The sequence below is a fragment of the Polynucleobacter antarcticus genome, assembly GCF_013307245.1.
Taxonomy (GTDB): domain Bacteria; phylum Pseudomonadota; class Gammaproteobacteria; order Burkholderiales; family Burkholderiaceae; genus Polynucleobacter; species Polynucleobacter antarcticus.
In genome coordinates this window covers 1,682,562-1,700,793 of sequence record NZ_CP028941.1, presented here as the reverse complement: position 1 = coordinate 1,700,793, position 18,232 = coordinate 1,682,562, and the positions used below count along the sequence as shown (strand labels likewise).

At 45.7% G+C, this 18,232-nt stretch carries 19 protein-coding genes and 1 pseudogene; 19 read left to right on the top strand and 1 reads right to left on the bottom strand.

Translation table 11 applies throughout. The features are described 5' to 3' along the window. Window positions 1-13 precede the first annotated feature (13 nt). The 10 genes and pseudogenes from DCO16_RS08825 to ccmI all read left to right on the top strand — a co-directional run bounded on the left by DCO16_RS08825 (window position 14) and on the right by ccmI (window position 7,766). Window positions 14-748: a transporter substrate-binding domain-containing protein gene (locus DCO16_RS08825; RefSeq protein WP_173943308.1), complete on the top strand. Its 735-nt coding sequence runs from the start codon at window positions 14-16 to the stop codon at window positions 746-748. Between the two features lie 180 nt (window positions 749-928). Then, window positions 929-1,591 carry a cytochrome c biogenesis heme-transporting ATPase CcmA gene (ccmA, locus tag DCO16_RS08820; protein ID WP_254598028.1) on the top strand — a complete coding sequence of 221 codons (663 nt, stop codon included), beginning with the start codon at window positions 929-931 and terminating at the stop codon, window positions 1,589-1,591. Beyond that, window positions 1,588-2,253 (top strand): heme exporter protein CcmB, encoded by a 666-nt coding sequence (gene ccmB / locus DCO16_RS08815; protein WP_173943307.1) that lies wholly within the window; start codon window positions 1,588-1,590, stop codon window positions 2,251-2,253. Before ccmA ends, ccmB begins: the two co-directional genes overlap by 4 nt. After that, window positions 2,250-3,020 carry a heme ABC transporter permease CcmC gene (gene ccmC / locus DCO16_RS08810; RefSeq protein ID WP_173943306.1) on the top strand — a complete coding sequence of 257 codons (771 nt, stop codon included), beginning with the start codon at window positions 2,250-2,252 and terminating at the stop codon, window positions 3,018-3,020. Before ccmB ends, ccmC begins: the two co-directional genes overlap by 4 nt. Next, window positions 3,020-3,208: a heme exporter protein CcmD gene (gene ccmD / locus DCO16_RS08805; RefSeq protein WP_173943305.1), complete on the top strand. Its 189-nt coding sequence runs from the start codon at window positions 3,020-3,022 to the stop codon at window positions 3,206-3,208. Before ccmC ends, ccmD begins: the two co-directional genes overlap by 1 nt. Then, window positions 3,205-3,645 (top strand): cytochrome c maturation protein CcmE, encoded by a 441-nt coding sequence (gene ccmE, locus DCO16_RS08800; protein ID WP_173943304.1) that lies wholly within the window; start codon window positions 3,205-3,207, stop codon window positions 3,643-3,645. The genes ccmD and ccmE overlap by 4 nt, the downstream gene beginning before the upstream one ends. After that, complete coding sequence (locus tag DCO16_RS08795) at window positions 3,642-5,561, top strand: heme lyase CcmF/NrfE family subunit (RefSeq protein WP_173943303.1); 1,920 nt, start codon at window positions 3,642-3,644, stop codon at window positions 5,559-5,561. Before ccmE ends, DCO16_RS08795 begins: the two co-directional genes overlap by 4 nt. Further along, window positions 5,558-6,083, top strand: a pseudogene (locus tag DCO16_RS08790) (DsbE family thiol:disulfide interchange protein). The gene DCO16_RS08795 and the pseudogene DCO16_RS08790 overlap by 4 nt, the downstream one beginning before the upstream one ends. Next, window positions 6,083-6,583: a cytochrome c-type biogenesis protein gene (locus DCO16_RS08785; RefSeq protein ID WP_173943302.1), complete on the top strand. Its 501-nt coding sequence runs from the start codon at window positions 6,083-6,085 to the stop codon at window positions 6,581-6,583. The pseudogene DCO16_RS08790 and the gene DCO16_RS08785 overlap by 1 nt, the downstream one beginning before the upstream one ends. Then, window positions 6,576-7,766 carry a c-type cytochrome biogenesis protein CcmI gene (gene ccmI, locus DCO16_RS08780; protein ID WP_173943301.1) on the top strand — a complete coding sequence of 397 codons (1,191 nt, stop codon included), beginning with the start codon at window positions 6,576-6,578 and terminating at the stop codon, window positions 7,764-7,766. Before DCO16_RS08785 ends, ccmI begins: the two co-directional genes overlap by 8 nt. Before the next feature lie 19 nt (window positions 7,767-7,785). Here ccmI and DCO16_RS08775 read toward each other — a convergent pair whose 3' ends face one another. Then, on the bottom strand, window positions 7,786-8,547 hold the full coding sequence (locus tag DCO16_RS08775) for an SDR family oxidoreductase (RefSeq protein WP_173943300.1): 762 nt from the start codon (window positions 8,545-8,547) through the stop codon (window positions 7,786-7,788). 186 nt (window positions 8,548-8,733) lie between these two features. Between DCO16_RS08775 and DCO16_RS08770 the strand changes: the two genes are divergently transcribed. From DCO16_RS08770 to ccoG, 9 genes are all read left to right on the top strand, one after another. Beyond that, window positions 8,734-9,489, top strand: a complete 756-nt coding sequence (locus DCO16_RS08770; protein ID WP_173943299.1) for a 2OG-Fe dioxygenase family protein — start codon at window positions 8,734-8,736, stop codon at window positions 9,487-9,489. Window positions 9,490-9,506: 17 nt separating this feature from the next. Further along, window positions 9,507-10,748 carry an MFS transporter gene (locus tag DCO16_RS08765; protein ID WP_173943298.1) on the top strand — a complete coding sequence of 414 codons (1,242 nt, stop codon included), beginning with the start codon at window positions 9,507-9,509 and terminating at the stop codon, window positions 10,746-10,748. A 10-nt stretch (window positions 10,749-10,758) separates the two neighbouring features. Next, complete coding sequence (locus DCO16_RS08760) at window positions 10,759-13,215, top strand: heavy metal translocating P-type ATPase (protein ID WP_173943297.1); 2,457 nt, start codon at window positions 10,759-10,761, stop codon at window positions 13,213-13,215. Between the two features lie 9 nt (window positions 13,216-13,224). Next, complete coding sequence (gene ccoS / locus DCO16_RS08755; protein ID WP_173943296.1) at window positions 13,225-13,407, top strand: cbb3-type cytochrome oxidase assembly protein CcoS; 183 nt, start codon at window positions 13,225-13,227, stop codon at window positions 13,405-13,407. A gap of 129 nt (window positions 13,408-13,536) precedes the next feature. Further along, a complete protein-coding gene (gene ccoN / locus DCO16_RS08750; RefSeq protein WP_173943295.1) occupies window positions 13,537-14,976 on the top strand; it encodes a cytochrome-c oxidase, cbb3-type subunit I in 1,440 nt (479 codons plus the stop codon). 12 nt (window positions 14,977-14,988) lie between these two features. Beyond that, window positions 14,989-15,639, top strand: a complete 651-nt coding sequence (gene ccoO, locus DCO16_RS08745) for a cytochrome-c oxidase, cbb3-type subunit II (protein WP_173943294.1) — start codon at window positions 14,989-14,991, stop codon at window positions 15,637-15,639. Between the two features lie 35 nt (window positions 15,640-15,674). Beyond that, complete coding sequence (locus DCO16_RS08740; protein ID WP_173943293.1) at window positions 15,675-15,842, top strand: cbb3-type cytochrome oxidase subunit 3; 168 nt, start codon at window positions 15,675-15,677, stop codon at window positions 15,840-15,842. Beyond that, on the top strand, window positions 15,839-16,762 hold the full coding sequence (gene ccoP / locus DCO16_RS08735) for a cytochrome-c oxidase, cbb3-type subunit III (protein WP_173943292.1): 924 nt from the start codon (window positions 15,839-15,841) through the stop codon (window positions 16,760-16,762). The genes DCO16_RS08740 and ccoP overlap by 4 nt, the downstream gene beginning before the upstream one ends. Window positions 16,763-16,773: 11 nt before the next feature. Next, a complete protein-coding gene (gene ccoG, locus DCO16_RS08730) occupies window positions 16,774-18,231 on the top strand; it encodes a cytochrome c oxidase accessory protein CcoG (RefSeq protein ID WP_173943291.1) in 1,458 nt (485 codons plus the stop codon). Window position 18,232: the final 1 nt, after the last annotated feature.

Here is an 18,232-nt window from a genome sequence, read left to right as displayed (position 1 = left end):
TGGGGGCTTGAGCATGCGTTTAATATCACCGCAGGTCATGGCGCAATTAGCGCCTCGCGGCATTCTTTCTGCCTCAGTCTATGCAGGTAATTTCTTATTAGTAACGGGAAGCACTGCTTCTGGTGAGCCCACAGGGATTGCGCCAGACATGTGTCGAGCAATTGCACAAGAGCTTGGCGTAGAGCTGGAGCTATTTGGCTTGAAGACTCAAGATGAAGTAGTAGAGTCTGCAGCGAGTGGGCGATGTGGAATTGCCTTGGTGGGATCCGATCCTGCGCGTGCTCAAAAAGTGACCTTCACACCTGCCTATGTTGAACTAGAAGCCAGCTACCTAGTGCCTGCGGGTTCTCCGATTACGGATATTGCGCAAGTCGATCAAGTGGGGGTGCGGATTGCCTCTTTTCAAAATAGTGCCTATGACCTTTGGTTACAGCGTAATCTACAGCATGCTAGTTTGGTTCATGCTGATAGTGTGCAAGCGAGCAATTTGCTTTTTGAACGCGAAAAATTAGATGCCTTAGCCGGCTTAAAAACAGGCCTAGTGTCTGTGGCTCAAAAGATACCTGGTTCACGTATTTTGAATGGCCAATTTACTGGCATCCAACAGGCGATCGCCACTCAAAAATCTCATCTCGAGGCCATCGCATTTTTGAGTGACTGCGTCGCCGATTTCACCAGCAATGGCATGGTCGCCAGCTTGATTGAAAAATACCAAGTGCAGGGCCTTTCGGTTGCTCGCAGATCTTAGAAAATCGGTGATCTCATCAAAAGGCTCGTTTTAGCGCGGCTTAGTTGTAATTATTTCCTCAGACCCTATTCCCATAATTACATAAGTCATTGATATAAATAGGAATTATTGATATTTCGGGTTTTGGGTCGTTTGACAGTCCCCAAGGGCTCTTGGACAATACCCTTGGCGGCTTGATGCATGCCATTTCCTTTCATGACAGCCACTATCTCCACCTTTCCGAGCTCTACCCAGCCACTACTAGAGGCTAATGCACTTGTCTGTGTGCGCGGTGAGCGGAAATTATTTTCGAGCCTCAGCTTGCAAGTCTTTGCAGGGGAATGTTGGCATGTGCGTGGGGAAAATGGGGTCGGTAAAACAAGCCTGCTGCGCTTATTGAGTGGACTCGCTTCGCCCGAGTCTGGAGATATTCTCTGGGCAGGAAGATCCATTCATCAGGAAGCGCAGGGTTACCGCCAAAAATTACTATTTTTAGGTCATCGTGATGCGCTTAAAGAGGACCTGACGGCTCTTGAGAATCTACGAATGTATGCGGGCATCGATGGTATTGCGCTGACGGATGAAGATGCTGTAATAGCCCTACGGCGCTTTGGTTTAAAGGGGCGCGAAGATTTGCCGGTGTATTGCTTATCTGCAGGTCAGAAAAAACGGGTCTTAATGGCACGCATGGTAACAAGACATGCTCAACTATGGATATTAGATGAGCCTTTCAATGCTTTGGATGCCACAGCAGTTCAAGAATTAGAGCAGTTGATCGTGGATCACCTCAAGAGCAATGGAATGGTGATATTAACTAGTCATCAAGCTCTGGCTATTGCGAATATGAAGGTATTAGATTTATGAATGCCTTTATTGCGATTGTGCAACGCGACTTATTGCTGGTGATGCGTCGTAAAAGTGAAGTCTTAACAGCGTTGTTTTTCTTTGTCATTGTGACCAGCTTATTTCCACTAGGCATTGGTGCTGAACCTGCCTTGCTGAAAAAGATTGCCCCAGGTGTGATTTGGGTGGCAGCCTTGCTATCGACTTTGCTGGGTTTACAGCGCATGTTTGCAGCGGATTATGCCGACGGCACGCTGGAGCAGCTAGTGTTGTCGCCGAATTCTTTAACGGTGCTGGTCCTTGGTAAGGTAGTGGCCCATTGGCTAGTTTGTGGCTTGCCCTTGGTTTTATTGGCCCCTGTGATTGGTATTCAGTTTGATTTGGACTTTGAATCCCTCAAAATCCTGATGGCAGGCCTCTTGTTAGGCACACCTGTTTTATCATTGCTAGGCTCGATTGGGGCAGCCTTAACCTTGGGGGTGAGAGGTGGTAGCGTGCTGATGAGTTTGATCATTTTGCCGCTCTACATTCCGGTACTCATTTTTGGTGCGGGCGCTGTGTATGCGAGTAGTGTTGGTTTAGATATTTCAGGGCACTTTTCTTTACTGGGTGCTTTATTTATTTTGGCGTTTGCGTTTGTACCTTGGGTGAGCGCTACTGCTGTAAAGATTGCAATTGAATGAATAATGTAAATAACAGCACCACAAATTCTGGAGTGAACTGGTTTCGATTTTCGAGTCCCAGTACCTTTTATCCATTGGCTGGAAAAATGATTCCGTGGTTTTGGGCGCTCACGATTATTTTTGGCGTCATTGGCCTATGGATTAGCTTTTTTATTGCGCCAGTAGATGCCGTACAAGGCCAGGGTTACCGCATTATTTTTATTCATGTGCCGGTCTCATGGATGTCCATGCTGATTTATTTAGTGATGGCGGCTTGGGCTGGAATAGGCTTGGTATTTAATGCGCGCCTACCCGCGATGATGGCAGAAGCCTTAGCCCCAATTGGTGCTTGGATGGCTTTCCTCTCTTTATGGACAGGGGCATTTTGGGGTAAGCCGATGTGGGGTACCTGGTGGGTATGGGATGCGCGCTTAACTTCTGAATTAATTCTCTTATTTTTGTATTTAGGTTTTATTGCGCTGAAAGCCTCTATTGATAATCCTCGTCGTGCAGACAAGGCAGGCGCAATTTTGGCCCTAGTGGGCGTCATCAATATCCCTATTATTTACTTTTCAGTGAAGTGGTGGAATACCTTGCATCAAGGAGCCTCAGTTTCTTTGACTAAGGCGCCTTCAATGGCTCAAACAATGCTATGGGGAATGCTCATCATGACCCTATGTTGTTGGATGTACTCAGTCGCAGTAGGGTTAATGCGTGTCCGGGCCATCATTTTGGAGCGTGAGGCCCATACTGACTGGGTTAAACAGTTAAAAGAGGTGAATCAATAATGTGGAATAGCCCCGCTGAATTCTTCGCGATGGGTGGTTACGCGCTGTATGTTTGGTGCAGTTTTGGTGTTGGCCTATTAGTGCTAACCTTAGATACTTTGGCGGTGCGTGCTCGCCATCAATCGATTATCAAGAGGCTGCGACGCGAAGCAGTAGCAGATCAGTTTGATCAAGAGGTTCGGAAGTGACTTTAAAACCCAGATATAAAAGAGTAGTCATTATTATTGGCGCACTCATTGCCATCGGATTAGCAGTCACATTGATCTTGAATGCGCTCAATAGCAATATCGCGCTGTTTGTCACCCCTAGCGAAGTGGCCGCAGGTAAATCACCCCAAGGCCAAGCCTTTCGAATTGGCGGCATGGTTAAAGAAGGTTCTGTGAAACGCGATAACTTAACAGTGAACTTTGTGATCACAGATATGGTCAAAGACATCCCTGTGGCCTATACCGGCATTCTTCCGGATTTATTCAAGGAAGGGAAGGGCGCGGTAGCTCAGGGTCGTTTAAATAGCGACGGAAAGTTTATTGCTAGCGAAGTATTAGCAAAGCATGATGAAAACTATATGCCACCAGAGGCACAGCATGCCCTCGATCAAGCACAAAAAAATGGAAGTAAAAAATGATTCCTGAATTTGGCCACTATGCATTAATTCTTGCTTTATGTATCGCGATGGTGCAAGGGGTGCTACCCTTGGTTGGCGCCCACCAAGGTCGTCGTGAGTGGCTGATGCTGGCAAGGCCCGCGGCGCAAACCGTGTTTTTACTTCTAGCCATTGCTTTTTTAGTCCTGACATGGAGTTTTTATGTCAATGACTTCTCTGTTTTATATGTAGCAGAGCATTCAAATTCCTTGTTGCCGGTGATATATCGTTTATCGGCTGTGTGGGGAGGTCATGAAGGCTCCTTATTGCTGTGGGTATTTTTGATGGCTACCTGGACATTTTTAGTGGCGCAGCTTTCTAAGTCCTTAGATGAATTTATGGTTGCACGGGTGATTGGTGTATTAGGCCTTGTGATCACAGGCTTACTGTTATTTGTCGTAGCCACCTCCAATCCCTTTGAAAGACTATTGCCTGCAGCGCAAGACGGGCGCTCTTTAAACCCCCTCCTGCAAGATCCAGGTCTGATCTTTCATCCTCCGATGTTGTATATGGGTTATGTGGGTTTCTCAGTAGCATTTGCATTTGCAATCGCCTCACTGCTCTCCGGTAGGTTAGATGCAGCTTGGGCGCGTTGGTCACGTCCTTGGACAACCGCAGCTTGGGTCTTCTTAACCCTAGGCATTGCACTCGGATCTTGGTGGGCTTATTACGAGCTGGGTTGGGGTGGTTGGTGGTTCTGGGATCCGGTAGAGAATGCCTCCTTCATTCCATGGCTGGTGGGTACCGCGCTCCTACACTCTTTATCCGTGACTGAGAAGCGTGGCGGCTTTAAGAGCTGGACGGTCTTGCTAGCGATCACAGCATTCTCACTATCACTCCTTGGAACATTTTTAGTGCGCTCCGGTGTCCTGACTTCTGTGCATGCCTTTGCCACCGATCCTGCGCGCGGCGTATTTATCTTGATTTTCCTCGTCCTCGTGGTGGGTTCATCTTTAGTGTTGTACGCATGGCGTGCTCCTAAAAGTACGATGGGTGGTAAGTTCAGCTTAACTTCAAGAGAAACATTTATTTTGTTGGGTAATGTTTTCTTAGTGGTGGCAGGTGCTTCTATTTTGCTAGGTACGCTCTATCCTTTATTAATTGATGCCCTGCATTTAGGGAAGATTTCAGTTGGCCCTCCCTACTTTAATAGTGTCTTCGTGCCGATCATGTCACCCTTACTGGTATTGATGGGTATCGGTCCATGGACGAGCTGGAAGGGCTCTAATTTAGTCGCAGTGATTAAGCGCCTATGGATTGCTGCGCTTGTGGCTGTATCCGCTGCTATCTTGATTCCGATGGTGATGGGCGAATTTACCTGGCTCAGTAGCATGGGCTTCTTACTCGCTTTTTGGGTGATAGCCTCGGGCGTCATGCAAATCATTCGTCAGGCAAAAGCAGGCAAGCCTACGCGTTCATTTATGGGGATGCAAGTTGCGCATCTAGGCATCGCTGTCTTTGTGATTGGTGTCACGATGGTAGGTGCTTACGAGGAAGAGAAGGATGTTCGTATGTTGCCTGGTGAAACCGTGAGTGTGGGTGGATACCAGATTCAGTTAGAAGGTGTTAAGTCAGTTCCTGGACCGAATTACAAGGCAGTACAAGGCACTTTTTTACTCATAAAAAATGGTCAAGTCGAGACCACTATGTATCCAGAAAAGCGTAATTATTTTTCTTCTACGATGCCTATGACTGAGGCTGCCATTGATGTGGGTCTTACACGAGATATTTATGTCTCTTTGGGCGAAGAGCTTGAAGATAAGGCTTGGGCAGTGAGGGTGTACTACAAACCGTTTGTCGATTGGATTTGGGGTGGCTGCCTATTTATGGCGCTTGGTGGCCTATTGGCAATGTCTGATAAGCGCTACCGCATGAAGCTGCGAAAATCTACTGCATGAAAGCCAAGTTTTTAATTCCACTTCTTTTATTTGTAGTGCTGGTTGGATTTTTAGCGGTTGGTTTAGATCGAAATCCGCAGGATGTGCCATCCCCCCTTGATTGGAAAGCCTGCCCCCGCTTTTGAATTACCGCAACTGGCAGATCCCAAAAAATCTTTTTCTCCAGAAAGTTTGAAGGGGCAACCTTGGATTCTGAACGTCTGGGCTTCCTGGTGCGCTGCTTGTCGTGATGAGCATCCTGTTTTAGTCGAGCTGGGTAAATTAAAGATAGCTCCTCTCATTGGCTTGGATTACAAAGATAAGCGTGATGATGGATTGCTGATGCTCGCACGCTTTGGCGATCCTTATACACTTTCTGTATTTGATGGTAATGGTCGAGTAGGCATTGATTATGGTGTGTACGGCGTTCCAGAAACCTACGTGATAGATAAGACTGGGATTATTCGGTTTAAATATACTGGCCCCATCACTATGCAAATACTCAATCAAAAAATTATCCCTTTAATAGCTGAGCTTAAATAATGTTGAAGCGCTTGTCCGTTACCTTCTTTTTTGTATTTTCAGTACTTTCTTTGTCCAATTTTGTTTTGGCGAAAGATGCTGCACCCTTAGCAGATGATCCTGTTGTTGAGCAGCGCTTGATTGAGATTTCAGCAGAAATGCGTTGCTTAGTTTGTCAGAATGAATCACTGGCAGGCTCACGTTCTGATTTAGCAAATGATTTACGCCGTGAGATTCGAAATCTGATCGTTGCAGGTAAGACAGATGCGCAAATTCGGACTTTCATGGTGGATCGTTATGGCGATTTTGTTTTATATCGACCACCCGTTAAGCCAATTACTTGGCTTTTATGGATAGGTCCCTTTGCTATTTTATTTGTTGGCATTATGGGTTTACTGATTTATCTGCGTCGTAGAAATCTCAGCATACCTAGTACGAAACTATCCGATGAAGATAATCGCCGGATTGATGCATTACTAAAGGGTGCTAAATCCCGTACTACTGAAGGTAGCCATGACTAGTTTTTTAATCTCCGCCATTGCTTTATTAATTTTGGTTCTAGCCTTCTTATTGCGACCATTCTTTTTTGCTAATAAAAAATCAGAAACTTCTCGTCGCGAAATGAATACCGCAATTTATCGTGAAGAGCTCGACAAGCTTGAGTCTGATCGAACATCTGGCGTAGTAGATAGTGCTAGTTATGAGCAGATTCATGCTGAAATGCGTCAGCGCCTCTTTCAGGATACGAATGAGGCGGATGATCTATCTGTATTGAGATCCCCTAAAAAGACCATGATTGGGGTTGGTATTTTTGTAGTAGCACTTTCAGCCGTCTTTTATTTTCTTTGGGGTGGCGCATTTCAGATCGCTGAGCAAAATTCACCAAATCCCATGAGTCAAGAATCGGTTGAAAAAATGGTGAATGAGTTCGCGGCAAAAATGGAGAAAGACCCTGAAAATCTTCAGGGCTGGGCGATGTTGGCACGCTCTTATCGGATTTTGGGTCGTAATGCGGATGCTGCAAAAGCCTATGCCCGAGCAGGTTCCTTCATTGACTCAGATCCCCAATTTTTGGCTGACTATGCAGATGCTCTCGCTGCCAATGCAGGTGGAAAATTTGCCGGTAAGCCCCTCGAGCTGATTAATAAAGCGCTGGCTCTAGATCCTAATAATTTACTGGCTTTATGGCTTTCTGGAACCGCTTCATTCGACTCGCAGAACTACAAAGCAGCTGTCCAAACCTGGGAACGACTAGCTAAACAGTTACCTGCGGATTCTGATGAGGCGCGTGCGCTGACTGCATCGATTGCCGAGGCGCGGGCAAAGGGTGGTCTTGCGCCAGCGAGTACTCCGGTAATAAGTAATAAAGGAGTGAGTGGCCAAGTCGATATTAGCCCTCAGCTGAAATCCAACGTAAAGGCGGGTGATACCTTAATGGTGATTGCACGCAAACCCGGAGAGCGCATGCCAGTAGCAGTCTTAAGAGTAGCTGCCGGAGCTTTTCCGATAAGCTTTGTTCTCAATGACTCTTTGTCAATGAGTCCCACCGCCTTGATATCGCAATTGCCAGAGGTATCTATAGAGGTGCGTATCTCTAAAACAGGTATGGCTGCACCAGAGTCTGGGGACTTAATTTCAGAGCCTCAAACAATCAAAGTAGGCACTTCCAATATCCTATTACTAGTGGATAAAGTCAGACCTTAAGTACTCGATCCTCGATGAACTATCCTCTACCAACAAAGGGCATGTTGGTTGCCATGATGGTCATCGAGAGAATGTTGCTCTCTAGTGGCAGTTGGGCCATGTGCAAAACAGCTTCACCCACATGATCTACATCCATACGGGGCTCCACCTTAATCGATTGATCGGCCTGCATAATGCCAGCGGCCATACGATCTGTCATCTCCGTTGCGGCATTACCAATATCAATCTGACCACACGCAATATTGAATGGGCGGCCATCTAAGGCGATGACTTTAGTGAGGCCCGTGATGGCATGTTTCGTGGCCGTATAAGGTGCTGACATCGGGCGGGGGGCATGAGCTGAGATTGAGCCATTATTGATAATTCTGCCGCCTTGGGGTGATTGCGCTTTCATCATACGGATCGCTTCTTGGGAGCAAAGAAACGCACCGCATAAATTCGCATTGACAACATTCATCCACTGCTCGTAGGTGAGCTCCTCCATGGGTATAGCGGGCGCTCCCATTCCAGCATTATTAAAGAGCACATCGAGACGCCCAAACTGTTTTTGGATCTCTAAGAATAAATGTTTTACTGCCTCTGGCTTACCCACATCGCAGGAAATTGCTAGGCAATTTGTAGTGTCCCCGCCAATGTCTTGAATGGCACTATTTAATCGATCCTGATTTCTGCCTGTGAGCACAACCTTAAAGCCCCCTTTGAGAAGCGCTTTTGCTGCGGCTTTACCGATACCTGTTCCAGCGCCTGTAACTAGAGCTACCTTATGAGGGCCTGAATTCATGATCTTCCTATATAGTCTTTGAAAGACATCATCTTATCTCGAATTATTGCTTTGCCGTCCATTCTGTAGCCGATGATGGGGCTCTGGGCATAATGTTTAACAAAGTGAAGAGGTGAATGTATCGGATGCCACTACCATCTTGGTAGGTAAGTAGTTGATTTACTGGCAATAGCCTAGAATAAGCTTATGACGCTCACAAGTCTTTACCCACCGCTGACTACTATCTCAGATTTGCCACAATCTTTACAGTCTGATGGCTTTGCCATTATTGCAGCTGAGAACGTTGCTCAAATCGCTGGGGTACCTTTAAAACAATTAATAGATCTGACGCAGTACTGGAATGATTTGCCACGCGACCCTTATTTAAAGGATGGGGGAAGATACCGCTATAGACGCCATGTCAGTTATGAGGTCAAAGGCGATGCACTGACTATGGTTTCACATCGTGCCCATTGGCAGTCAGTGGATTACAACGCTTTGCATGGGGGCATAGAGCGTTGGTTCGAGCCCGCACAAGCCGAGCTCAGTAATAGCTCCGCTTGGCAATCACTCATAGTAGGTATTACTCGTATTCTTAATAGTGTGAAATTGGTAAACACGTGGTTTGTCGAAGCGCATCAATTTCGGATTGATACTACGGATGGTATTGGACGACCCACTCCTGAGGGTGCGCATCGTGATGGCGTCGATTTTGTAGCTGTATTTTTATTAGATAGAGTGAGTATTAAAGGCGGAGAGACGCGGATCTTTGATGCTACCGGATCAGCAGGCTTACGCTTTACGCTTACTCAGCCCTGGTCACTTCTACTCATGAATGATGAGCGCATGATCCATGAATCTACGCCTATACAGCCGATAGGTGCTCATGGCCATAGAGATACTCTCGTTCTTACCTTCCGATCCAATGGATTTCAGGATTCGCCCAATCGTAGTCAACAGTAAGTCGAGTTAGCGTTCCTATGTATTTTAAATCTACTGGCTATACGCCGCTCATGCTAATGGCGCAAACATGCGCTCTTCTCGGGTTTGCTTGTTATGCCGTAGTGTTAACAACCTTGCAAGAAGAGTGGCATTTGAGCAATCTGGAATCAGGATTGATCGCGAGTGCGTTTTTCTTTGGCTATATGTTGATGGTTCCCCTAGCCACTGCATTAACCGATCGTATAGATGCAAAAAAAGTCTATTTATGTGGTGGCATTTTGGCCAGCTGTGGCTTATTGGGCATGGGACTTTTTGCCTATAACTTCTGGACAGCACTGATTTTTATGGCCTTAAATGGCGCAGGTTTGGCCAGCACTTACATGCCGGGCTTAAAAATTCTGTCGGATCGAATTAAAACCGGTGAGCTGACGCGCCATATCGCTTTCTATACGGCCTTTTTTGGGATCGGCACTGGATTTTCTTACGTATGCTCTGGATGGATCTTGGATGCCTTGGGATGGCGATATGTTTTTGGCTTAATCGCACTTGGGCCATTTACTGCTTTCTTGACCGTGCTGCTATTTATTCCAGCGCTCACCCATGAAAAGTGGCGTGGTCCGATTCAGATCCGCTTGGGCGATATCTTTCCAATCAATAAGTGGCGCCTAGTACTCAAAGATAAAACAGCCTCGGGATTTATTTTTGGTTACACCGCCCACTCTATTGAATTATTTGCCTCACGCAGTTGGATCGTCGCTTTTTTTGGTTTTTGCGCCATTCTCTCTGGCGAACTTGCTTTCATCACTGCTACAACATTAGCAGGACTCATCAATTTCTTTGGAGTGCCATCCTCCATCATTGGTAATGAGATTGCGTTACGTGTTGGCCGACAGAAGTGGATCTGTTTTGTGATGATTGCTAGTGCCTTATGTGGCCTTGGCTTAGCCTTATCGATGGGCCAAGCTTGGTGGCTCATTATTGCCTTATCGATTGGGCATACTATTTTTATTATGGCTGATTCAGCGACCTTAACTGCAGGCTTAGTAATTAGCGCAAAAGAAGATGTTAAAGGCGCAGCTATGGGCTTACATTCTTTAATGGGATTTGGTGGAGGCTTATTAGGCCCTGCTATTTTTGGCTTTGTTTTAGACCTTACTGGCTCCCGGACGTCCCAGGTGTCTTGGGTTTGGGCTTACGCTGCCGCAGTCATATGGGGCGTTCTGTTTGTGCTGTATGAACGTCGTCGCGGATGGGCAAGCAAGTCTTTAAACTCCCATTGATTTCTGATTAATGGATCTATCTCTGCGTGGAAATAGCTGTTACCACTGCGGAAGTGTGATCTTGCCGGAGGAATGTTATGAGACTGATCTTGCCGGAGAACTCAGAAAATTTTGTTGTGCTGGCTGTATGGCGGTTGCACAAACTATTCATGGTGAGGGGCTTGAACTTTTTTATGCTCGCCGTGCTCAGACGGGTGAAAAGCCGGCGGCGTATCTTGCGTCAAATAAGATCCCAGAAAGCTTGGCGCCGTATGATGACCCATCCTTATTGAGTCGCTATACCCGTCTTAGTGCTAATCAGGAGTATCTCGAAACCACTTTACGTCTTGAAAAAATTAGGTGTGCTGCTTGCGTTTGGTTATGCGAGCAACATTTACGTCGCATATCTGGCGTTGAAGATGTGCAGATCAACTATGTGAGTCAAAAAGTCAAAGTAGATTTCAATCCTGAGAAAACAAGTCTGGCACGCTTACTATTTGAGATTGAACGCATTGGTTACGAGGCGTGGCCTTTTGAACCCTCTTTAGCAATAGCAATGGCGCAAAAAGAACGACGGCAGTTGCTCACCCGACTTGGAGTTGCTTTGCTAGGGATGATGCAGGTCATGATGTATGCCTGGCCTTCATACGTGGGCGATAGTGACATCACACCTGAGTATGCTTTATTGTTATCTTGGGCGAGTTGGATCTTAACGGTCCCCGTAATAGTGTATTCAGCGGGTCCTATTTTTCAAGCAGCATGGCGAAGTGTGATGTCGTTTCGTCAATCGCATGTATTGGGTATGGACGTTCCGATTGCCCTAGCATTAGCACTGGCTTTTCTAGCGGGTACTATTAACTTGATAACCGTTTCTGGCCCAAGCTACTTCGACTCTATCACCATGTTTGTTGCCTTCATTTTGGCCGCGCGCTATGTTGAATTACTGGCTCGGCAAGATGCACAAGGTGGAGCAGAAGCGTTAGCGAAGCAATTACCCGCAATCTGTCAGCGTCTTCCTCAATACCCCACATCACAAAAAATAGAAATTGTGCCAGTTGTTAGCTGTCATCTTGGGGATGTGTTGCAAATATCACCCGGAGATATTGTTCCTGCGGACGGCGTCCTCATTGAATATGAGAGTGCACTCGATGAGGCCTTGCTCACTGGAGAGTCAAAACCGATTGACAAAAAAATAGGTGACCCCCTATATGCTGGAACCCACAATATTCTCAATCCTTTTTTAATGAAGATTGAAGCTATTGGCCAGGCTACCCGTATTGCTGGTATTGCATCACTGTTAGATCAGGCATTGCAAGCAAAGCCCGTCATGGTGAGTCTTGCTGAAAAATGGGCTGGCTACTTTGTGAGCTTACTGCTTGTAAGCGCTTTTCTCTCATCTGCTATTTGGTGGTACATCGATTCTAGTAGGGCATGGACTGTACTGGTTTCTGTATTGGTAGCTAGCTGCCCCTGTGCCTTATCACTTGCAGTTCCAACAGCTATGGCAGCAGCCCAAGGAGCAGTTGCTAAGCTGGGTTTATTAGTAGTGCGTGGACATGTTTTAGAAGGCCTTTTAAAGACGACTGATTTGGTATTAGATAAAACTGGGACTCTCACGATGGGACAACCAGAACTTCAAGAAATGATTATCGTACGCCCTGAATACTCTCGTGAAAAAGCTTTAGCTTTGGCAGCCGCTATGGAGCTTGGGCAAAAACATCCTCTGGCCCTTTCTCTTTTGCGTGCAACCCAAATAGAAAATATAGACCCGGCTATTCTGGATGAGTCCATCATCAACCATTTAGGTAAAGGGCTTAGCTCAGGCACCTTCCGATTGGGGAGTTCTGAGTGGATCGGTATTAGTAAACATGGAAAACATTCCTCAGATTTATTAGCCAGTCAATATGGGCAGATACATTTAGCAGATGAGCAAGGTGTCATTGCCAGCTTTATTTTCTTAGATACTCCTAGGGCAGGCATGAAGGCTTTATTGTCAGCAGCGCATTTAAGGGGCATCAAGGTTCACTTAGTATCAGGAGATGATGCACCAACGGTTGCATGGTGGGCTCATGAGGCAGGTATTAGCAGCTTTCAAGGGGGCTGCTCACCAGAAGACAAACATGATTATGTCCAACGCTTACAAAAAGAGGGTTGTTTTGTATGGGCGATTGGTGATGGTATTAACGATGCGCCATTGCTAGCTCGAGCTGATGTTTCGATTGCTGTTGGATCAGGTGCGCCATTAGCAAGTGCTGGAGCAGATGCGATTCTGACTGCCAGCTCATTATTGCCATTAGCAAAATCCTTGCGTTTGGCAGATAAGGCTCGATCTATTATTCGGCAAAACTTACTCTGGGCTTTAATGTATAACGTACTCGCTATTCCAGTAGCGATGATGGGCTGGGTTAATCCATGGGTAGCTGGAGTAGGTATGTCTTTATCTTCTATTGCGGTGACACTGAATGCATGGCGCCTCAGAAAAGCTTAGACTAAGGCGATGGAAAGTCTCTACCTGTTAATCCCTATTTCCCTTTTACTGGTGGGATTGTTGGTATGGTTTTTATTTTGGTCTATCAAAGGCGGTCAATTTGATGACTTAGAGGGCCCAGGGGAGGCGATTCTCATGGATGACGATAATCCAAAGCCCCAAAAAGTACGAATCACCCAGGACGGTGAATAAATATGCATTAGGCGGACTGAAATGTACGCATCCTTTTTGATCTAGATCAAAACGCCCATCAGGGCTTACTTTGACAATCAACACAGTGTATTTAGCTTGTATCGCTGTTGGGTCAAAATAGGAGAGACCATGGGGCTTACCGTGGGGAGTAATCAAGAAAATTTTAATTACAAGGTTGTTAGTCAATTTGCCATCGTGACGATACTTTGGGGAATTGTGGGCATGTTGGTGGGAGTGATTCTTGCTGCGCAGCTCATCTGGCCTGAAATTACTTTTAACATTCCCTGGCTCAGTTACGGTCGTTTACGCCCTTTACACACCAATGCCGTTATTTTTGCCTTTGGTGGCTCAGCTCTTTTTGCAACCTCTTATTACATCGTTCAGCGTACCTGTCAGGCCAGGCTTTTTTGTGACAAGTTGGCTGCGTTTACCTTCTGGGGTTGGCAAGCTGTCATTGTGTTGGCTGTATTGACGCTGCCTTTAGGAATATCGACTTCGAAAGAATATGCAGAGCTGGAATGGCCTATTGATATTTTGATCACCGTGGTGTGGGTAGCATATGCCGTTGTATTCTTCGGCACCATCATGAAGCGTAAAACAAAACATATTTACGTATCCAATTGGTTTTTTGGTGCTTATATTTTGACGATTGCCATTCTTCATATATTTAATAATTTGGAGATGCCAGCCAGCATATGGAAATCCTATTCTGCTTATGCTGGTGTGCAAGATGCCATGGTGCAGTGGTGGTATGGACATAATGCGGTGGGGTTTTTCTTAACCACGAGCTTTTTGGGCATGATGTACTACTTCATTCCTAAGCAAGCTGAGCGGCCTATCTATTCCTATCGCTTATCTATCGTGCACTTTTGGGCTTTGAACTTTACCTATATGTGGGCAGGCCCACATCATTTACAACATACTTCATTACCGGACTGGACTCAATCTTTAGGAATGGTATTTTCTTTAATCTTACTAGCTCCATCATGGGGTGGGATGATCAACGGCATCATGACTTTATCCGGTGCTTGGCATAAGTTACGTAGTGACCCTATTTTAAAATTTCTAGTAGTAGCACTATCCTTTTACGGTATGTCTACCTTTGAAGGTTCCATGATGTCTATCAAGACAGTCAATAGCCTTTCTCATTACACCGACTGGACAATTGGTCACGTGCACTCAGGGGCATTAGGGTGGGTTGCCATGATTACTATTGGCTCTTTGTATTACCTGATTCCGCGTTTGGTAGGGCAGAAGGATATGTACAGTACGCGGTTAATCGAGATTCATTTCTGGATTGCTACGATTGGTGTAGTGATTTATATTGCGGCTATGTGGATTGCTGGAGTAATGCAAGGCTTGATGTGGAGAGCTTTTGAATCAGATGGCACTCTGACTTATAGCTTTGTTGAGTCTGTAAAGGCAACCTATCCCTTCTATGTCATTCGTTTAATAGGCGGCTTATGTTACCTAGGCGGCATGCTCTTAATGGCTTACAACGTCTTTAAGACTGTGCAAGGCAAAGCTTTTATTGATGCACCTATTCCATTAGCAATCACCAATCACTAGAAGGAGAAGAAGATGTCGAATGAAAATAAATTCTTTTCCCATGGAACGCTTGAGAAAAATGTTGGTTGGTTAATTATTGCCACTATCGTCGTAGTGTCCATTGCGGGCTTAGTTCAAATCGTCCCCCTGTTCTTTCAACACACTACTACTGAGCCTAGTCCTGGAGTAGTGCCCTATACCGCTTTGCGTTTAGCGGGCCGTGATATCTATCAGCGTGAAGGTTGTGTGGGTTGCCATTCCCAGCAAATCCGTACTTTGCGCTCTGAAGTCGAGCGCTATGGTCCTTACTCTTTGGCGGGTGAATCTGTATTTGATCGGCCATTTTTATGGGGTAGCAAACGTACTGGCCCAGACTTGGCTCGGGTTGGAGGTCGCTATTCTGATGAGTGGCATCGGATTCACTTACGTAATCCACGGGATGTGGTGCCAGAGTCCAATATGCCTGGCTATCCTTGGTTGCAAAAAGATGCTGCTGATGCCTCTTCAATCCAAGCGCATATGCAAGCCATGCGACGCTTAGGTGTGCCTTATACCAATGAGATGTTGCTCAATGCCCCACAGGAGTTAGAGGGCAAGACAGAAGAAGATGCCTTAATTGCCTATCTTCAAGGCCTAGGGATTTCACGTCGGTACATCACAGTCGATGAAGTAGTTAGCAAATAAATAGTTATCTTGATAATAAAAAAGATCCCAAGCTTATGGAATACATCACCCCCTATCTCTCTGCTTTTTCTACCGTAATAGGCCTGGTATTTTTTATTGGGATTATTTGGTGGGCCTGGTCCCCTGGGAGAAAAAAAGCAAATATGGAGTCAGCTGAGCTTCCATTTGATATTCCAGATGAATTTAGGAAGGACCCATCATGAGTGATTTTTTTAGCACTGGCTGGAGTACGTATATTGCTTTAGTAACGCTAGTTGGCATTGTTTGGTGTATTTGGCTACTATTTTCTCAACGCAAGGCAAAAGTAGTGCATACCGCTGATGGCGCAGTCGCGGATACAGGCCATGTTTGGGATGGCGACTTACGAGAGCTTAATAATCCATTACCCCGTTGGTGGATGTGGATGTTTTTGCTCTCCTGTATTTTTGCTTTGGCCTATTTAGTGCTTTATCCCGGCTTAGGTTCTTACCCAGGCGCCTTAGGGTATAGCAGTGATAGCGCCCTGATGCAATCTATGACTGATGCTAATGATGAGTTAAAGCCTGTCTACGCTAAATATGTCAATATGGATATCGAGCAAGTGGCTGCTGATCCAAAAGCACGAGAAATGGGTCAACGCTTGTTTTTGAATTCTTGCGCACAGTGTCATGGTTCGGATGCAGGAGGCTCTAAAGGCTTTCCAAATTTAACTGATAAGGATTGGCTTTATGGCGGATCCCCAGACAATATTAAGACAACTCTTCTGCATGGACGAAATGGGGTAATGCCCGCATTTGCGCATTTAGAAAGTCAGCAAATCACAGAAGTTGCTAATTATGTTCGCAGTCTTTCAGGCCTGCCTACAGATAATCTAAAGACGGTCCGAGGTGCAGAAGTGTATAAAGCGAACTGTGTTGCTTGTCATGGTTTAGATGGCAAGGGCAACATCGTCTTAGGTGCGCCGAACCTGACAGATAAAACCTGGTTATATGGGGGCTCTCAGGAAGCAGTTATGGAGACCCTCACTAAGGGGCGTATGGCTATGATGCCTGCTCAAGACAGAGTGCTAAGCCCAGAAAAAATTCATCTCTTGACGGCCTATGTTTGGGGCTTATCGAACAATAAGACAACTCAATCTAAATAATGTATTAATTCGTGACAGAACATTATCCGACTGGAAAACCTTTTCCTATAGATGTCATTGAGGAATCTCTTTATGAGGTTCGGAGGAAAATTTATCCACGATCAGTCACGGGACTTTTTGCCCGTTGGCGAATTATTCTCATACTAGCTACCCAACTGCTATTTTATGGCCTTCCTTGGATTAGCTGGAATGGCCGACAAGCAGTGCTATTTGATTTAATACAGCGTAAGTTTTATATCTTTGGCCTAGTGTTATGGCCACAGGATGTGATCTATCTCACACTCTTACTCATTCTTTCTGCGCTGGCACTCTTTTTATTTACGGCGATCGCTGGCCGTTTATTTTGTGGGTACGCCTGTCCGCAAACTGTTTATACAGAAATCTTTATGTGGATCGAGCGTCAGATTGAAGGGGATCGTTTTGCTCGTATCCGCCTAGATGGACAAGAGTGGCCTTGGGGTATTCGTAAGTGGCGCCTAAAGCTTACTAAGCACGCTCTATGGCTACTGATTGCTTTTGTGACCGGCTTTACTTTTATTGGCTATTTCACCCCAATTAATACTCTGAGTACTGCCATCTTAAGTTTTTCCCTGGGACCATGGCAAACATTTTGGCTATGCTTTTATAGTTTTGCAACGTGGGGCAATGCTGGATTTATGCGTGAGCAGGTTTGTAAATATATGTGTCCTTATGCCCGCTTTCAGAGTGTGATGGTAGACAAAGATACTTTCTTAGTAACGTATGACAAAGTTCGGGGTGAGCCTCGAGGAAGTCGCTCTAAGTCGGATGACCATACCCATTTGGGTTTAGGTGACTGTGTTGATTGCAGTATTTGTGTGCAAGTATGCCCCACAGGAATTGATATTCGGGATGGCTTGCAATATATGTGCATTGGTTGTGGGGCTTGTATTGATGCCTGTGATCAGGTCATGGAAAAGGTAGATTATCCCAAGGGACTGATTCGTTACACCACTGAGCGTGCTATTGAAGATCAGGCGTCAAATCATAGTGCGATACGCCATATCTTGCGCCCCCGCGTGCTCATTTATGCTGGATTTATTACTGTTCTTGCTAGCGCTTTCTTAATATCGCTATTCGTACGCAATCCTTTACGGGTGGATGTCATGCGAGATCGTGGTGCATTAGCGCGGGAAGTCGATGGGGTAAGAATTGAAAATATTTATCGTATCCAGATTATGAACGCCTCTGAAAATAGCATGCAGGTGCAAGTCAATGCAAGAGGCTTACCTGACTTAACTATCCTGAATTCTCAAGGCCAAGTCGTTACGGATATTGAGGTTGGGCCGGCTAGTAATTTACTAATACCTATTAAAGTGAGCGCTACCACTGGTGCCAATAAGCCAGGTAACTACCCCATATTTTTTGATGTGATTGCTCAAGAAATGTCTGGAAATACGTTGATCTCCAGAACTCGCGATGAAAAATCAAGTTTTATTATCCCCCGCTAAG

What these genes read in the sequence shown, in the direction of transcription:
- DCO16_RS08825 (WP_173943308.1), top strand. Translation starts at nt 14, where the DNA reads ATGCGTTTAATATCACCGCAGGTCATGGCGCAATTAGCGCCTCGCGGC.
- ccmA (WP_254598028.1), top strand. Translation starts at nt 929, where the DNA reads ATGCCATTTCCTTTCATGACAGCCACTATCTCCACCTTTCCGAGCTCT.
- ccmB (WP_173943307.1), top strand. Translation starts at nt 1,588, where the DNA reads ATGAATGCCTTTATTGCGATTGTGCAACGCGACTTATTGCTGGTGATG.
- ccmC (WP_173943306.1), top strand. Translation starts at nt 2,250, where the DNA reads ATGAATAATGTAAATAACAGCACCACAAATTCTGGAGTGAACTGGTTT.
- ccmD (WP_173943305.1), top strand. Translation starts at nt 3,020, where the DNA reads ATGTGGAATAGCCCCGCTGAATTCTTCGCGATGGGTGGTTACGCGCTG.
- DCO16_RS08795 (WP_173943303.1), top strand. Translation starts at nt 3,642, where the DNA reads ATGATTCCTGAATTTGGCCACTATGCATTAATTCTTGCTTTATGTATC.
- DCO16_RS08785 (WP_173943302.1), top strand. Translation starts at nt 6,083, where the DNA reads ATGTTGAAGCGCTTGTCCGTTACCTTCTTTTTTGTATTTTCAGTACTT.
- ccmI (WP_173943301.1), top strand. Translation starts at nt 6,576, where the DNA reads ATGACTAGTTTTTTAATCTCCGCCATTGCTTTATTAATTTTGGTTCTA.
- DCO16_RS08775 (WP_173943300.1), bottom strand. Translation starts at nt 8,547, where the DNA reads ATGAATTCAGGCCCTCATAAGGTAGCTCTAGTTACAGGCGCTGGAACA.
- DCO16_RS08770 (WP_173943299.1), top strand. Translation starts at nt 8,734, where the DNA reads ATGACGCTCACAAGTCTTTACCCACCGCTGACTACTATCTCAGATTTG.
- DCO16_RS08765 (WP_173943298.1), top strand. Translation starts at nt 9,507, where the DNA reads ATGTATTTTAAATCTACTGGCTATACGCCGCTCATGCTAATGGCGCAA.
- DCO16_RS08760 (WP_173943297.1), top strand. Translation starts at nt 10,759, where the DNA reads ATGGATCTATCTCTGCGTGGAAATAGCTGTTACCACTGCGGAAGTGTG.
- ccoS (WP_173943296.1), top strand. Translation starts at nt 13,225, where the DNA reads ATGGAAAGTCTCTACCTGTTAATCCCTATTTCCCTTTTACTGGTGGGA.
- ccoN (WP_173943295.1), top strand. Translation starts at nt 13,537, where the DNA reads ATGGGGCTTACCGTGGGGAGTAATCAAGAAAATTTTAATTACAAGGTT.
- ccoO (WP_173943294.1), top strand. Translation starts at nt 14,989, where the DNA reads ATGTCGAATGAAAATAAATTCTTTTCCCATGGAACGCTTGAGAAAAAT.
- DCO16_RS08740 (WP_173943293.1), top strand. Translation starts at nt 15,675, where the DNA reads ATGGAATACATCACCCCCTATCTCTCTGCTTTTTCTACCGTAATAGGC.
- ccoP (WP_173943292.1), top strand. Translation starts at nt 15,839, where the DNA reads ATGAGTGATTTTTTTAGCACTGGCTGGAGTACGTATATTGCTTTAGTA.